15 protein-coding genes are annotated in these 14,704 nt (G+C 45.2%); 7 read left to right on the top strand and 8 right to left on the bottom strand.

The window, feature by feature from the left end; genetic code table 11:
• Positions 1-427: 427 nt before the first annotated feature.
• Both BSZ04_RS06340 and BSZ04_RS06335 read left to right on the top strand, forming a co-directional pair.
• A complete protein-coding gene (locus BSZ04_RS06340; RefSeq protein WP_088879892.1) occupies positions 428-1,912 on the top strand; it encodes a DUF1800 family protein in 1,485 nt (494 codons plus the stop codon).
• Between the two features lie 5 nt (positions 1,913-1,917).
• The gene (locus tag BSZ04_RS06335) at positions 1,918-3,264 is read left to right on the top strand and encodes a DUF1501 domain-containing protein (RefSeq protein WP_088879891.1); all 1,347 of its coding nucleotides are present in this window, start codon (positions 1,918-1,920) and stop codon (positions 3,262-3,264) included.
• A gap of 127 nt (positions 3,265-3,391) precedes the next feature.
• On the opposite strand, the gene BSZ04_RS06330 is transcribed toward BSZ04_RS06335, so the two are convergent.
• The 3 genes from BSZ04_RS06330 to BSZ04_RS06320 are packed head-to-tail and all read right to left on the bottom strand — an operon-like array spanning position 3,392 to position 6,260.
• Positions 3,392-4,198 carry a metal ABC transporter permease gene (locus tag BSZ04_RS06330; RefSeq protein WP_071235114.1) on the bottom strand — a complete coding sequence of 269 codons (807 nt, stop codon included), beginning with the start codon at positions 4,196-4,198 and terminating at the stop codon, positions 3,392-3,394.
• 3 nt (positions 4,199-4,201) lie between these two features.
• Positions 4,202-5,128 carry a metal ABC transporter solute-binding protein, Zn/Mn family gene (locus BSZ04_RS06325; protein ID WP_162531050.1) on the bottom strand — a complete coding sequence of 309 codons (927 nt, stop codon included), beginning with the start codon at positions 5,126-5,128 and terminating at the stop codon, positions 4,202-4,204.
• A complete protein-coding gene (locus tag BSZ04_RS06320; protein WP_088879889.1) occupies positions 5,118-6,260 on the bottom strand; it encodes a hypothetical protein in 1,143 nt (380 codons plus the stop codon). The genes BSZ04_RS06325 and BSZ04_RS06320 overlap by 11 nt, the downstream gene beginning before the upstream one ends.
• Positions 6,261-6,462: 202 nt before the next feature.
• On the opposite strand from BSZ04_RS06320, the gene BSZ04_RS06315 reads away from it, so the two are divergent.
• The gene (locus BSZ04_RS06315; RefSeq protein ID WP_088879888.1) at positions 6,463-7,116 is read left to right on the top strand and encodes a cupin domain-containing protein; all 654 of its coding nucleotides are present in this window, start codon (positions 6,463-6,465) and stop codon (positions 7,114-7,116) included.
• A 61-nt stretch (positions 7,117-7,177) separates the two neighbouring features.
• Here the strand turns inward: BSZ04_RS06315 and BSZ04_RS06310 are convergent, their stop codons facing one another.
• Positions 7,178-7,417, bottom strand: coding sequence for an HP1242/YdcH family protein (locus BSZ04_RS06310; protein WP_010452898.1), 240 nt, complete (start codon positions 7,415-7,417; stop codon positions 7,178-7,180).
• 250 nt (positions 7,418-7,667) lie between these two features.
• Between BSZ04_RS06310 and BSZ04_RS06305 the strand changes: the two genes are divergently transcribed.
• Positions 7,668-8,702 (top strand): DUF4382 domain-containing protein, encoded by a 1,035-nt coding sequence (locus tag BSZ04_RS06305; protein WP_088879887.1) that lies wholly within the window; start codon positions 7,668-7,670, stop codon positions 8,700-8,702.
• A gap of 51 nt (positions 8,703-8,753) precedes the next feature.
• On the opposite strand, the gene BSZ04_RS06300 is transcribed toward BSZ04_RS06305, so the two are convergent.
• Entirely contained in the window at positions 8,754-9,623 is an 870-nt protein-coding gene (locus tag BSZ04_RS06300; protein WP_088879886.1) for an AraC family transcriptional regulator, read from the bottom strand.
• 124 nt (positions 9,624-9,747) lie between these two features.
• On the opposite strand from BSZ04_RS06300, the gene BSZ04_RS06295 reads away from it, so the two are divergent.
• Positions 9,748-10,896, top strand: coding sequence for an aminotransferase-like domain-containing protein (locus BSZ04_RS06295; RefSeq protein ID WP_088879885.1), 1,149 nt, complete (start codon positions 9,748-9,750; stop codon positions 10,894-10,896).
• Positions 10,897-11,329: 433 nt separating this feature from the next.
• Positions 11,330-12,292, top strand: coding sequence for a hypothetical protein (locus BSZ04_RS06290; RefSeq protein WP_088879884.1), 963 nt, complete (start codon positions 11,330-11,332; stop codon positions 12,290-12,292).
• Positions 12,293-12,358: 66 nt separating this feature from the next.
• Here BSZ04_RS06290 and BSZ04_RS06285 read toward each other — a convergent pair whose 3' ends face one another.
• Together BSZ04_RS06285 and BSZ04_RS06280 are read right to left on the bottom strand one after the other, a co-directional pair.
• A complete protein-coding gene (locus BSZ04_RS06285) occupies positions 12,359-12,685 on the bottom strand; it encodes a DUF4156 domain-containing protein (RefSeq protein ID WP_088879883.1) in 327 nt (108 codons plus the stop codon).
• A gap of 79 nt (positions 12,686-12,764) precedes the next feature.
• Positions 12,765-13,229, bottom strand: coding sequence for a hypothetical protein (locus BSZ04_RS06280; protein ID WP_088879882.1), 465 nt, complete (start codon positions 13,227-13,229; stop codon positions 12,765-12,767).
• Positions 13,230-13,471: 242 nt separating this feature from the next.
• Between BSZ04_RS06280 and BSZ04_RS06275 the strand changes: the two genes are divergently transcribed.
• Entirely contained in the window at positions 13,472-14,179 is a 708-nt protein-coding gene (locus BSZ04_RS06275) for a lipoate--protein ligase family protein (RefSeq protein ID WP_088879881.1), read from the top strand.
• Between the two features lie 62 nt (positions 14,180-14,241).
• Here BSZ04_RS06275 and BSZ04_RS06270 read toward each other — a convergent pair whose 3' ends face one another.
• Positions 14,242-14,670, bottom strand: coding sequence for a VOC family protein (locus BSZ04_RS06270; protein WP_088879880.1), 429 nt, complete (start codon positions 14,668-14,670; stop codon positions 14,242-14,244).
• Between the last annotated feature and the right edge of the window lie 34 nt (positions 14,671-14,704).

Genomic DNA, 14,704 nt, shown 5'->3' with positions numbered 1-14,704 from the left:
AAATGTTGAGATTACAAATTCGCTTTAATCCCTAGCGTTTGTTGTTTTTATGCATAGTCGCGTTACAGCTGCGCTTCTCGTACGCAGGGTCTTTCATATCTTATAAAAACTATAGAAACAGTCTGGGAGTCGGATGTGAACTAATCAAGACAACTTGATGATGGTTTGCCAAATAGCACGTTTGTGTCACCGTTCTGGTTATGTTTCTCAGTCAATTCATAACTCAAACGTGGATTTACTTTCCTTTCTTTAAAAGCTCACCGGACTAATTCCTAGATTGTGCAGCAAAGTCACAGTAAACCTGCCTGTCTTACATTTTTGTTATCAACATTCTGGATTACGATTTTAAAGATACAACGTGTTTTTAAACAGGACGTAAGAAAACACACAGTACCTGACAATGATAAGAATACCTGCGGGAGATAAAATGAATCAGGCTTACATAGATGCAGCAAGAACGCTGCAACAATGCACGTTCGGGCCATCCCAACGTGACATTAATGACCTTGTTCAATCAGGAAGCATTGAAAACTGGGTTGCTCAACAAACGCTTATTCCCTCCTCTTCTTGGCTCACTCACTTTGAGCAAGATGAACTCAACGTACCCGACTTAGGCCAAGGCTTGTATTACGCGAGCAGTTGGACGCGTATGACGGTGGAAGGAAAAGACATTCTGCGCCAACGCATTGCTTACACGCTTTCTCAGCTGTTTGTGGTCAGTGTGAAGGACCCTGCGTTTAGTGCCGCGTCTAAGCGCCGTTACATGTGCAATTACTTCGATGGACTGCTCGATAATGCCTTCGGAAACTTCCGTGATGTGATTCGTTTTGTATCGAAATCCCCAATCATGGGTGAGTACCTAACCTTCGTGAACAACGTTTCTAATGAGCTCACGGCGCCAGATGAAAACTACGCACGAGAGCTGCTTCAACTTTTTACTCTTGGGCCAGTCAAATTGCAGAACAACGGTGATGTCCGTTTGGATGCAGAAGGTAATGAAATCGCGACCTATACCCAAGAAGACATCGAAGAATTAGCGCGCGTATTTACTGGTTGGAAGTTCATCGATATTCGCGGTAATGACAAATACAGCCAACCGATGGAACCTCGTGGTGAACACGATATGGGCGAGAAGCGCATTCTTGGTAAAACCTTCTCATCGGGTGTAAGCGCAGAGGATGAACTGGAAGCGGTGATTGAGCACTTGATGAATCAAAGTACTCTGTACACTTTTGTGACGAAGTTCTTCATCAACAAGCTGGTCACCAGTAACCCTAGAGCGGGTTATATTCGCCGCGTACGCCGTGCATTCAAACGCTCTGATGGTGATATGCAAACCCTTGTGATTGCGATTCTGACCGATAAGGATGCCCTTCGCTCTGGCAGTACCGTCGGCAAATTGCGTGATCCGCTTTCTGTGTTCACGCATGCGATGCGCGCGCTGCAAGTGAAACGACGTGACGGTGTACTGATGTGGCCAAAACAGTTCAACTGGTATAACCGAACTTTGCCCCTGTCAGCCCCATCGGTATTTTATTATTACCAACCTGACGACGCACCAAACCATCCTGATTTTAATGGTCTGGTCGCGCCAGAATTCAATGTGTATCAATGGCACGACATCTACCAATATGGGATTCAGTTCCGTGAGCTTATTGCTCGTTTTGAGGAAGAAGCCAAAGATTGGTACATGGATGAAAAACTGTTCACCCTATACCTCGCATTCGATGATGAAGGTGTCGTGGATTACCTTAACCAACACTTGTTTGCTTACCAAATGAGTGAGCAAGCGCGTCAATGTTATCTCGATTACCTCGCTCTGTGCTCAAGTCGTCAATCGAAATGGCGCAAGGAGATTAAGAATCTCGTTATGAACGCACTGCTTTCACCAGAATTCATCACACAGGGGTAATCATCATGAACTTAACTCGACGTCGATTTTTACAAGCAAGTTCCGCTGGTCTGGGGATCTCTGCGCTTAACCTTACTGCGCTTCCAGCTTTTGCTGACTCATTTAACCAATGCCAAAGCGGTTATCGTGCCGTGGTCGGCATTGACCTTGCGGGCGGTAACGATGGGTACAACATGCTTATCCCAACCGCCGCTAATGCTAACAGCCAATACCGCGCGCTGCGTGGCAATTTGGCTTTGGATGAAACCAGTTGTATCTACTTAGACGCAGTCAACGATGCTGCTAAGTTGGCACTCAACCCTGCTATGGCGGCCCTTAAGCCCTATTGGGACAGCTCGAACCTAGTGCCTGTGATTAACCTAGGTCCGTTGACACAACGCGTGAACAACATGCTTTATGACGAAAGTACGCGCCCGGCGCACCTGTTCAGCCACTCACATCAATCCACCATGGTTCAATCCCATGCCACCAAGTCACTATCAAAAGAGGGCTTCGGCGCAAAAACATCGACTGAACTAGGCTCGATGCTACGTAACTTAAACGACTTATCACCCATGTTTGATATTGGTGGCACACAAGTGTGGACCAACTGTATTGAGGCACAATCTAACTCGGTGGGATCTAAACCACCAAGCGACATCTTCAATGATCAGCGCTCAAGAGATCTGTTTGATCGGCTGCAAAGCGGGGGCAACTACGGTAACGTTTTTCAGTGTCATTATGCTGGCGTCGCGGTGGATTCAACCAGAATGTATGAGCAGTTCAGTGCAATTCTGAATTCAGAAATCGCCGATGTCTTCCCTGAGACGCGAATTGGTCAACAATTGAAAGCGGTGTTTAAGCTAATTCTACACAAAGATCAGTTCCAACATCCTGCTCAGTACTTCAGTTGCAAGTTGGGCGGATTCGATACCCACTCTGCACAAATCAGCCGCCAAACTGGCCTGTTGCAAGAGTTGGCAGAAGCGATGGCGGCATTTCAGTTAGCTTTAGAGAATCACAGCTTATTTGATCAAGTCACGACCTTCACCCATTCAGAGTTTGGCCGAACCCTGATCCCAAATGGCACCGATGGCACTGACCACGGTTGGGCAAGCCATGCATTAGTGATGGGTGGCAGTGTGGCAGGAAAAACGATTGTAGGTGAGTACCCAGATTTATCTGACGAGAGCCCTTATTTACTCTCCCGTGGGCGAGTGATTCCAACCATTTCTTCAGACCAACTTCATGCGAGCTTAATGGCGTGGTTGGGGCTGTCTGAAATAGGGATAAACCAATTATTCCCTGCGCTGGATAACACTTTGACAGATTCCATCAAGCCTCAGACGCTCCCAATCTTCAAACCTTGCTAAGATAGCAAGAAGTAGAGTAATTCGGGTTTTAGAGCTGAGTTATCAGGCAATCAAGTAACGCATCATGCAGTTACTAATAAGAAAAGCAGTGCTAAACAAAAGGCTCCGTTAACGCGGAGCCTTTTTATCATTGTGCGATTTCTTCTCGCTCTTCACGCTCAGATTGCGCTTTTTGCAACCAAGGCTGAAGCAAGAGATTAAACAACATACCCGCGATAAACAGGGTGATCACGATACTCGCGCCACTTGGTAAGTCGTAACGAGCCGATGCTGCAATGCCAGATATGATCCCAACCATACCAATGCTGATACTGGCGATAAAGAATCGAGTTCCCTTTAATGCCGCTGCACATAGAGCTGGAATCACCAACAAGGCAAATTCCAAATAAATGCCCGTTAACTTGACCGTAATCGGCATTAAGATAGCAAAGATCAGATAGAAACCACTGCCCTGCATAAACGCAGGTTTTAACCATACCAACAGCAACATCGCAGCGGTAATCAATGCCAAAGGCCAAACGTCAGCCCAAGTCGCCCATAACAGCTGCCCATTAAGGATACCTTGAATAAAGTCTCCGCCATGCGGGTCTTTGCTCACCAGCAGTATCGCCAGCGATGCAGACACCACAAACAAGCTACCTATCATGGGTTCCAAATGCTGTTGGTATCGTTTCTCCATCAAAGCAATCAGTCCACAAAGCATCAAAGACATCACCCAAGGGCCAATCATTTCACCAAAGAATGAACCTGAGAACAGCGCGTATTGACTCAACCAATAATGGCTGAGCGCGGCCCCCAATGCCGCGACTTGCGCCACCGCCAAATCAATAAAGATGATCTGACGATTGAGAACTTGCTGCCCCAGTACGATGTTGCCGACTAACGCAATTAAACCACACAAAACCGCGGGTAAAAGCCATGCATAATCTGCCATGGCTTAGATCTTCACTGGTACAGGCGGCACTAACACATCCAGTAAATCATCAATGACTTGATCGTACATTTCATCCAAGCTCTCCCCCTTAGAAACGGTCAATGGCAGTTGAATCACAGGCTTGTTAGTGTGCTGCTGCAACCAGTTCGCAGGGCGCTGATCCTGATGAGATGAGTAAACAATCGCATCAAAGCTGTCGGCATCTAACTTGGTGAGTGATTGCAGGTGAGATGTGGTCGGTGAAATGCCCGGTTTAGGTTCGAGATCGGCAATCTGCTTCATTCCTAGCCAATCGTACAAATAACGATACGTCGCGTGATAACCAACAACTTGCTTACCTTTTAAAGCAGCGGCTTTCTCATTCCATTCATCGAGCTTTTTACGCCAATGAGCGCGGAACTTCATGCCATTAAACTGGTACGTGTGGGCGTTGTCTGGATCGATGGTTTTCAATCGTTCAGTGACCGCACGTGAGAGCGGAATCATATCGTTAGCTGCAAACTGGACGTGTGGATTACCGTGAGCGTGTATATCTCCCATACTACGGTCAACGTGATCATGAGTATCTAACATGCGCACGAAGTCCGTCGCATAGATCATGCTCGGCGCACCATTTTGCACCGCTGCATTGCTGCTACGAACTTGCAGCATCGGTAACCACCCCACTTCTAATTCAGCCCCCGAGCACATAGCCATGTCCGCTTGGCGCATCTTGGCAATCAATGAAGGGCGAGCTTGTACGTAATGTGGGTCTTGCTTAGCCGTTGTCGCTGAATAAATGCTGGCGTCTGGCGCATGACTTTCAAGAAAGGCTTTCCATTCTGGCTCACAAACGAAGATGTTGAGAGCCGAAGCAGGCGAAGCAATGATGGCAGACCCCGCCGCCATCATTGCTAAACTGCATTTACTTAACGTCAGCTTAGAACGCATGTGCACCGTGCGCTCCAAACGTCATCACGTATTGCAGTGTGAATACGTTGTCTGTTTCGCTGTCTTGGTTATCAATGCGAGAGTATTGCGCACGGATAGTACCGAAGTGAGAAGAATCCCATGCGATCATCGCATCCATCTCTTTATCGTTTAGTGCCGTGAAATGCATGTGGTCACCGTGTGCGTGGCCGTCGTAGCTTTCTGCTTCACCGTAACGCAGGCCTGCTGACCAGCTTGGGTTAAAGCGGTAAACACCCGATACGTAGTATGCGGTAAGCTTGTCTGGAGATTCCGCGTCATCTTTGAACTTGCTGTCTACCGCACCGTCTAGCAACATGTATTCAGCAGAAAGCGTGAAGTTGCTGTACTTGTAGTTACCATCTGGCGCCCATTTCCATACAAAGTCAGCGCCGTAAAGGTTCTCACCCGTAACTGCTGCGGCATGGCTATGATCGTGACCATGCTCCTCTGCATGACCGTGGTCGTGATCTTCGAACTCTTTCACTTTGCCATTTTTGTTGTACAAGTAGCTCAAGCCAAACTGCCAACTAGATGATTCAGAGAAATCACTGCCTAGCTTCAGTGTCGTCGTGTAAACGCCAACTTCAGAGCCATCTTCAACTGAAGACATCTTGCTACCGCTTAACGCCTCAGCACCAAACTTTACATACAGATCCGTTGGCAACACGATGTTTGCGCGAACACCATCGTCGTAATAATGCGAACCTAGGAACGTACGGTAAGCGATTGGGCGCTCAACAAAGCTGTCGGTGTGCATGTGTTGATTATTCAGGTAACCAAAGTCAGACAGGAATCGACCAGCACGCACATTCAAACCGTAAGGAAGTGCGAGTGTTTCGATGAATGCCTCTTCCAAAACAAACTCTGTCTCATCACCATGGCTTTCTAGTACTGCCGTCAGTGCACCATGAAACTTGTCATCAATGTTTGCTGACATATTTAATTCAGTATGACCAAGACCAAAACCCTCTTCGCGCTCTGAGTTATGACGCTGTCCATCTTGATAGTAACCGTCTAGTACCACTCCAATCTGAGGATTCGAAAGTGTATCTGCAAACACTGGGGAGACAAACAAACTACCAACCGCTAGAGAGACCAATTTTTTATTCACTGCATTTTCCTTGCTTATTGTTATGTTATAACGTTTAGGCTTGCGCAATGTTATAATATAACAATTCGTATTCAACAAGGAGAATGTAAGAAAATGTAACAGAAAAATACATTTCCTCTTGTGAAAGCGTTATCTACAATTCATTCAATATCATTATGAATCCCACTTGGACTCACTCTTCATAATCACTCGGTATTTCAACATGTTAAATATGGACTTTTCAAAAAGACTGGTTATCAAAACCTCTGAGCAAGATTGGATAGCCAGCCCTGCAGCGGGTGTATGGCGCAAACCATTAGAGCGAGAGGCGAAAGAGTCCGGGCATACCACCAGCTTGGTGAAGTACGAACCAAACTCGAAGTTTGCTACGCACCCTCACCCACATGGAGAGGAGATATTGGTACTTGAGGGCGTATTTTCTGACGAGTATGGGGACTATCCGGCAGGTACTTACCTACGTAACCCTCCAGGAAGTAAACACGCACCTTTTAGCAAGAAAGGCTGCGTGCTCTTAGTAAAACTGAACCAGTTTGATCCTAACGATCTCGAAACGGTGCGTATTAATACCAGTCAAGCTGAATGGTTGCCGGGGATTGGTGGACTGCAAGTCATGCCACTGCACAACTTTGCGCACGAGCACGTTGCATTGGTAAAGTGGCCAAAAGGTGAAAAGTTTCAACCACACCATCATTTTGGTGGCGAGGAGATCCTCGTACTATCTGGAGAGTTCAATGATGAGTTTGGTAATTATCCAAAACACACGTGGCTGCGCTGCCCACATATGAGTGAGCACTTTCCTTTTGTTATTCAAGAAACGGTTATCTGGGTAAAAACAGGGCATCTACCCGTTGGTTAAAACTCAGAAACACAAACGGCCCGAATGTTCGAGCCGCCATTAATGCAGTACTAGGTTATCACTACACGCTCATAATTTTTGAGTAAAGCCAATCTTTCAGCTCTGAACGGTTGTGTTTGAGTGTGTTCATTTGATGATCGTCAATAGGGTTCCCTTGCAATTCGAGTTCTCGGATTTCCTTATCAAGCGTATTGTAATTTTTAGCATTTTCAGCGAAGTCAGCGTCATTCGCCGTAAGTTGAGTGATTGTATCCAAATGTTCCGGAAATTCATGAGTTAGTGAGTGATTTTCGCCTAACATAAAGACCTCTTTGGCTGAGCGTATTTTTGTTAAAGAAGCTGCTCATTTATTGAGCAGCACTTATTCATAACCATAGCATTTCATCCGCCATCAAATCGTCGACTTGAGCACATTTTTACTTAACTCATTGAATCGACAAGTTCTCATTCTTAATCTTGACATAGCCTTTCAATAATCTGGCAATAGATACATTTTTTATCGCTAAATTTCAGCTACATTTATTGAGATTTGTATTAAAAAGGAAATACAAATGAACACTTTTAAAATTAGCCTGATCGGCGCAGCTGTGGTATTTGCACTGACAGGATGTAACTCAGATAGCAGTTCAGGTAGCGCAACTACTCCCGTTACCCTTTCAGTATCAGATGCGCCCATAGATGATGTTTCTGAAGTCGTAGTAACCTACAGCAAAGTCGCCTTTCTTCCTGTTGGTGAGGGCGAGCCTCAAATTTTCAACGTCTACAAAACTGATGAAGATGGCAACTACGTTGATGAAGAAGGTAATCTTCTCCCGGACGATGCAGATCCGCTTCCATTAAGTGTGAACTTATTAGACTTCCAAGGCAGTGATGCTCAGGAGCTCGTTGATAACGAAGTGATTCCTACTGGTAACTACCAACTGTGTGTTTTTGCAAACGACGGTGACCATCCTGAATACCCATCTTACGTCGTTGAAGAAGGCACAGGAAACCAAATGCCATTAACGGTAAAGGGTAACGGTAAGTGCCCACAAGGTGTCGGCGATGAGCCTAATTCTGGCGTACTCTTTTTCAATAACCAATTTGCCGTCAATCCAGACAACAACGATTACGTGGTGGAATTCGATTTACGTCGAGGCTTAAAAGATGCAACGGGTAAAGACGAAGGTTACACGATTCAAAGAACGTCAATCAGCCTAATCAACACGGTTACGACTGGTAATCTTGGTGGCAACGTTAATCTCACAACCTACCAAGGCTGCGAAACTGACACGACATCGGGCAACGGTTATGCGCATGCCGTATACCTCTATGAAGGTGATATCGCGCAAGCAAACATGGGATCGTTTGCCCCAAGTGAGTCTCAAGCCCCTATCGCTTCTGCGAATGTGACCACAGAAGATGAAGGTGCCACTTATCAATATGAGTTTGGTTATGTAGAACCTGGCACTTACTCGATTGGTTACACCTGTACCGCTAATGATGACTCAGAAGAAGGCATTGTGGATGGTGAAACATTCAGTATCTATACGTCCGAAAGTGGGTTAAATGTTACTGAAGGTAGCGATACTAACGCTGACCTATAAAGCAACTATCCTCAAACAGCAAAGCCAGCAATATGGCTTTGCTGTTCCTCGTCAGAAAAAGCTGATCGGTAAATAAAAATCTAACTCGAATGCTTCTTCGTGATTCAGAAAATGATTTTTATGATAATGCACATACGCAGGAGTCGAGCGCTGCTTAAAGCCCGAATCTGGCAACCATTTCTCCAACACCATACTGATTTGAGGCAGCAGCTCACCATACACACCAGTCAACCTGAACACCGCATGTAAACCTCCAGGAATGATCATCTGGTTCACAACACCGCGATACTTAAGGGGTTTATCAATCGCCATGCATGCCACATAGCGGCACTTATCAAGCTCTACCCACGCAGGGTTGGAATGATGCAAACCGTATTGAGTAGAAAAGTCTCGATTCTCTGAATTTGCCCACGCCTTCAGTACCAGCCAAGCATTGCGAATAGAACGATTGTAGCCTTCATGGCGAACATAAGCAGCAAAGCGTTGTGGCACTTCTACAATCTTTGGCTCGGGCAAAATACGCTTCGCCACTCGATGGTAACCCGCCGCCACTTCTGGATCTTTGAGATACGGTTTTTCTGCGACGTGCAAATCATGCTTACGCCAAGCACCGGGCGACATATCAAACGTGGATTTAAAAGCGCGGCTGAATGACGACACCGAACTGAAACCGCACTTATTGGCAATCTCTAATACCGACGATTTGGTATCGAACATCAACTGGTTTGCTGCGTATTCCATTCGCGTGCGACGAATGTATTGATGAATCGACTCCCCCACCACCTCTTTAAAAATACGATGGAAGTGCTGTTCAGAATACGCCGCTACCTCAGCTAGGTCTTTAGCGGATAACTCCCTGCTAATGTCCTGGTGAATGTAGAACAGTACGTCATTGATTCTGGAAACCCGTTGTTGGCTCATAAGTAGGCACTTTACTTAAATAGCATAAATGGACATATTTAACAGCATAAATGGACACACCTAAGTTAGCAATTACCATGTACTATTTCTCGCATAACAATGAGAATTACGAGAAGCACAACACATGGAAATCGCACAGTCACTACAACAAATAAAGTCATCCTATATTCGAGAGATCCTCGCTGCCGCTAGCGATAAAAACGTCATCTCACTTGCTGGCGGTTTGCCAGATGAAAAGACTTTTCCAATCGATTTAATGAAGCCGACATTAGAAAACCTTGCAAACATGCCGGAGGTTTTCCAATACGGTTCGACAGCAGGTTACACTCCACTTCTGAACTTCCTAAACGATTACTTTCAGTTGCCGGAAACGCACTCTGCAATGATCACCACTGGCTCTCAACAAGGGTTAGATTTGATCGCACGCGCTTATGTTAATCCTGGTGACAAAGTGGTAATGGAAGCACCAAGCTACTTAGGTGCAATGCAGGTGTTCGGTTTGGTTCAAGCGAACATCGTTACCGTTTCTCAAACTGAGTTCGGTCCAAACCTAGAAGAACTAGAGCAATGCTTCGCTGAACAAAAGCCGAAAATGTTCTATGCGGTGCCTGATTTCCATAACCCAACAGGGGTTTGCTGGGCGCTAGAAACGCGTCAAAAAGTAGCAGAACTGTGCATTCAATACGAGGTGGCATTTATTGAAGATGCCCCTTATCGAGAGCTTCGTTTCTCTGGTGAAGCACTGCCACTAGTCTCTGATTTCTGTCCACAGAACTCTATCGTACTGCGTTCGTTCTCTAAGATCGCCTCTCCGGGTCTTCGCATCGGTGTGGTAACAGGCAAAAGCAGTTATCTAGAACCACTAATAAAAATCAAGCAAGGTGCAGATCTGCACTCTAGTGTACCAATGCAAGCGCTCCTACATGGGCTACTCCAGCACGACAACTTTGAAACCCACATCAGCACTATTTGTGAACTGTACAAGTCTCGCTACGATGTGATGTATGCAGAGCTAGAAAAACAGCTTCCAGCAAGCTGCGTCCTCAAGCCCGTTGATGGCGGTATGTTCGTGTGGGTGGAGATCCCAGAATGCGATACCTTCGAACTGGCAAAGTCACTGCTTGCGAATGGTGTTGCCGTTGTACCGAGCCCAGTGTTCTACCCTGAGGGCTCAGAAGTAAAAGCGGCATTGCGCCTTAACTTTACTAATGCGACACCTGAAGAGCTAACGATTGCCGTGAACCGTTTAGCCGAGGTGCTCAAGGCATTGTAAAACCTCTTCATTTCCAAATATCTGCCTTTGAGATGCGAATTAAGTCTCAAAGGCAACATTTCAAAAAGTTCCCGAAAAAATATATTTTTTTCTCTCAAAATCAACTCTCTAGCTTAAGTGTCTGTTTTCGCTTTGATCCTCGCCATTTGGCCAATAATAGACTTAGATCACAGATTTGAAGCTTGGAAAAGTTGCGTCTATCTTTCAGAAAAAGACATCACCCTTGCAGCATGATCTGCGAATTCAAGCACTTTTGCGCACGGTACGGCTTATTACTGACGAGAAGTGAAAAAGGCGGATAACTTGGTCATTTTACGAAAGGATGACGGTAGCGAGGACTCAACGACAACCATTCTGAATGTCGCGATACCAATCCACGATTGGCTTTATACACGTCGGCTTAGCGCATCATATTACAGAGGGGTTTATCAGGATGAACAATCAACCATCGAAAGGACTCGTCGTCGTAGGCCTGTCCGCCATGCTTTCACTCGCTGCAATCCAAACCGCATCCGCGAGCGACTCACCAAATTGTAGTGACGTTCTCGCGGGTAACATCACCGCTGTATCTCAGAAAATGACGGTGTTATTAGGTGAGGACATCACCAAATCTAACTTAGTGACAACAGTTGTCCCAGCCGAAAACAATCCGTTCGTAACCGAAGCCCTTATTGCTGTTTCAAACGATGTTTCACCGAGTGGTTCGCTACCGAGCAAGTCGTTGGAAGAGATCAATAAAGTTCGCGCCAACATTGAAAAAGCAGGTGTTGAGGTTGGCAAGCTACAGGGGACTTTTGAGGTTGCATTCGTCAGCCTGATTGACGGTCATTGTCAGTTCTCGACCAACCAGCTAACAACGAATGCGAAGATCGATTTTGACCATTTAGAAGGTCTTTCTAAGTACTCAATCCCTGCACTCCTTGCACTAGTCGACGAATCTTATCGTTTAGCGGAATTACGTATATTAGCGGAAGAAGCTCGTTATGAAGATGCGAATGTTCTGGTTGTCGTCGAAGACTTTGATGGCTCACATGTCACGTTCTCAGTGACTAACTTAAGTTCAAATGGCGAGCTACAACCAAACTTTAATAACTACAGAGCATTTCAAACTGAAGAAGGAGAACTGGTTTTCCAATCAGAATCCTTTTTAGGCTTATCTGATCCAGAAGGGATAGAGCTGACAACATTAGGAATAGCAGAGTTAAATTCTAGTGGCGAAAACAACTCAAGTATCGCAGCGGGCGAGACACGTAAGTTCATTACTAGCATTGAATCTGAAGTCGCACCAGAAACAAAGCTCAGCTTAGAATTCCCTGCAAAGGTGCTCAATACGGATGAAGCCTTCACTCTATACTTCACTGATTCTGTAGCAATGGCGACTGCTGGGCTGAACTAAACGTCACAAACGATGCATATTGCTACGGTTTGAAAACAAAAAGCAGACTCTGACGTCTGCTTTTTGTTAGTTTTGACACTGATACGCGTTGGCGAACATCGTCACTGAGCTAGAAAAACCAAGCGGTTGGTAAAGGTATAGCGTGTCTGCACCAAGATCAGCGGCTTTGATACGCATCTGGTTTAACGTCCCCCACACCATGTCTTTATCTGCGTGTAGCCAGTAATCGTAGAAGTGACCCTCAGAGCCCATTACTGTACCTAAGTGTTGACAGTTCGCAATTGCGCTTACATCGTCCCAAATCACTTTAACTTGCTCAGACTCTTGGGTTGGGAACGTCACGCAACCAGTTAATAACGTTGCTAATGCTGCACCAGTCATTAACTTTTTCATAATTTCATCGCCTTAGAATTAAATAGTCTGCGGATTCTATTTATCGTTCAGGCAATGACCAACAAATTATTTTTATGCTTTACATAACCGCTTGTTTCGGCGTTTTTTTAGGCTTCTTTATTGCTTTTGCATCGCGAATGTTCAGTGTCATCAAAGTCAGGTTAGTGAAACCCGCTATTAGCTCAACTATCTGAACGATATAGAAAGTTGTATCAAACTGTCCGATTGCCGCTAAGTGCTGCAAGTAAATCGCCGCTGGAACTAAAACCAAAACACCGTTCATCGCTACGAAGGGCATGCGCTTTTTCTTTGCAGCTAATGGGCCTTTTTTCACATTAGGTGCCATCTTTGCCCCAGTAATACCAGCCGCTGCCATTAAAGGCACTACCGCCCATATTGCGTAAGAGATATAGGTTTTCACTGCCAATATTGCATGCTGATCACCAAAGAGCTCAACCACTACTGTACTGATAAAAAAGCTCATAATAAGCAGATAAGCACTAATAGAACTGATTCGATGAACTAGACTGAGTTTCTTTTTCATAGCGATATTCTCTTTTTCGATTTGATGTAAGTAGCGGTACAAAACAAAGATTACACAACAATCATTGCATGCGCAATATTTGCGCTCAAAACAAATTATAAACCTGACTAGATATTTGCGCCTGAAGGTTTTAACTTAATGTTTTTAATGAACATTTACTTTCAAACAAAAACAGAGTTGTGATTGGATTTTGTGAAGGAATTGGAGTAAAACTGAAGGGTAGATGAAAAGAGGAACTGAATTTGGCTTCCAAAAACAAACTGATCCGCTATCAATCCACTGAAGTCGCAGATGTTTTCAGTAAAGAAGATGAACTGATCAAACTTGTTCAATCGGATCAATTGTCACAAGTATTGATGCTATGGCAGGTAAAAAGCCCAACGCTAGTGCTTCCAGCAGGTAAGAAGTGGACAATTTCAGAACAACTAGAACAAGGTCTAGCAGACTCAGGTTGGAGGCTGTTTTCACGTAAAACCGGTGGAGCACCTGTCCCACAAGTGCCGGGGATCATTAACCTCTCGCATATCTATCACTGGCCGGAAGATCAGCCTTATGACATCAAAAAAGCGTATCTCGACTTATGTTCAGTCTTAAAGGTTTTCTTTGAACAACTCGGTGTAAAGGTTGATGTGCACGCTACGCCAAACTCCTATTGTGATGGCGAATACAACTTAAATATTGATGGGAAAAAAGTGGTTGGGACAGCACAACGTGTCTTACTGAAAAAAGGCGGAGGACAAGTAGTGCTCTCTCAAGCCTGTATTCTCATAGATGCTGACGTAGAAAAAATCGTTGAACCAGTAAAGCTATGTAATCGCCTTTGCGGGCATAACGATGATATTCGTGGCGACGTTCATACTCCCCTATTCGACCATATAGAACAAAAACCAAGTGTTGATACGTTGTTTCAATTGCTGACTCAAGCGTTTTTGGATCACGCGAAGCGCTAGCCCTATTATGTAAGAGCAAGATACTCACTTCACACCTTGCTCTAACCGGCCTGCAACAACCGTTACTGAGTGTAATCATTTCGTTCGCTGTCTTTGTCTGACAGATACTCGACAAACTCAAACTGCATCCCATGATCTTCCAAGTAATAGACGTTTTTGCGAAATGGATGATCAGTTCCCCAGTGGTCAAGTTCATAGCCAACTTCTTTGAGTCGAGCGACTAACGCTTCTACATCTGACACGACAATGCCGAGGTGCTTCATACCAGTAAAATGTGTCGTCCAATGCCCAGCATCACCATTACCGCCATCCGAAATAGCAATATAAGAGTGTTCATCTCCGACGTGGAACCATTCAATTGGACGGCCAAACCAATCATCTATCTTGCCGCTGCCGCGAATCGTCCACTCAGGGACAGCTGTCGTCAGAAACTCAATGGTTTTACGAGCATCGACGACGGAAATATTGGCGTGTTCAACATAGCTTTTCATAACGTTGTTCCTTATTTGTTAGGGTCTTCCTTTG

The sequence above is a fragment of the Vibrio rotiferianus genome, from assembly GCF_002214395.1.
GTDB lineage: Bacteria > Pseudomonadota > Gammaproteobacteria > Enterobacterales > Vibrionaceae > Vibrio > Vibrio rotiferianus.
The sequence above is the reverse complement of the archived record's forward strand: the minus strand, read 5'-3'. Positions and strand labels throughout refer to the sequence as shown.

What these genes read in the sequence shown, in the direction of transcription:
- BSZ04_RS06340 (WP_088879892.1), top strand. Translation starts at nt 428, where the DNA reads ATGAATCAGGCTTACATAGATGCAGCAAGAACGCTGCAACAATGCACG.
- BSZ04_RS06335 (WP_088879891.1), top strand. Translation starts at nt 1,918, where the DNA reads ATGAACTTAACTCGACGTCGATTTTTACAAGCAAGTTCCGCTGGTCTG.
- BSZ04_RS06330 (WP_071235114.1), bottom strand. Translation starts at nt 4,198, where the DNA reads ATGGCAGATTATGCATGGCTTTTACCCGCGGTTTTGTGTGGTTTAATT.
- BSZ04_RS06325 (WP_162531050.1), bottom strand. Translation starts at nt 5,128, where the DNA reads ATGCGTTCTAAGCTGACGTTAAGTAAATGCAGTTTAGCAATGATGGCG.
- BSZ04_RS06315 (WP_088879888.1), top strand. Translation starts at nt 6,463, where the DNA reads ATGTTAAATATGGACTTTTCAAAAAGACTGGTTATCAAAACCTCTGAG.
- BSZ04_RS06310 (WP_010452898.1), bottom strand. Translation starts at nt 7,417, where the DNA reads ATGTTAGGCGAAAATCACTCACTAACTCATGAATTTCCGGAACATTTG.
- BSZ04_RS06305 (WP_088879887.1), top strand. Translation starts at nt 7,668, where the DNA reads ATGAACACTTTTAAAATTAGCCTGATCGGCGCAGCTGTGGTATTTGCA.
- BSZ04_RS06300 (WP_088879886.1), bottom strand. Translation starts at nt 9,623, where the DNA reads ATGAGCCAACAACGGGTTTCCAGAATCAATGACGTACTGTTCTACATT.
- BSZ04_RS06295 (WP_088879885.1), top strand. Translation starts at nt 9,748, where the DNA reads ATGGAAATCGCACAGTCACTACAACAAATAAAGTCATCCTATATTCGA.
- BSZ04_RS06290 (WP_088879884.1), top strand. Translation starts at nt 11,330, where the DNA reads ATGAACAATCAACCATCGAAAGGACTCGTCGTCGTAGGCCTGTCCGCC.
- BSZ04_RS06285 (WP_088879883.1), bottom strand. Translation starts at nt 12,685, where the DNA reads ATGAAAAAGTTAATGACTGGTGCAGCATTAGCAACGTTATTAACTGGT.
- BSZ04_RS06280 (WP_088879882.1), bottom strand. Translation starts at nt 13,229, where the DNA reads ATGAAAAAGAAACTCAGTCTAGTTCATCGAATCAGTTCTATTAGTGCT.
- BSZ04_RS06270 (WP_088879880.1), bottom strand. Translation starts at nt 14,670, where the DNA reads ATGAAAAGCTATGTTGAACACGCCAATATTTCCGTCGTCGATGCTCGT.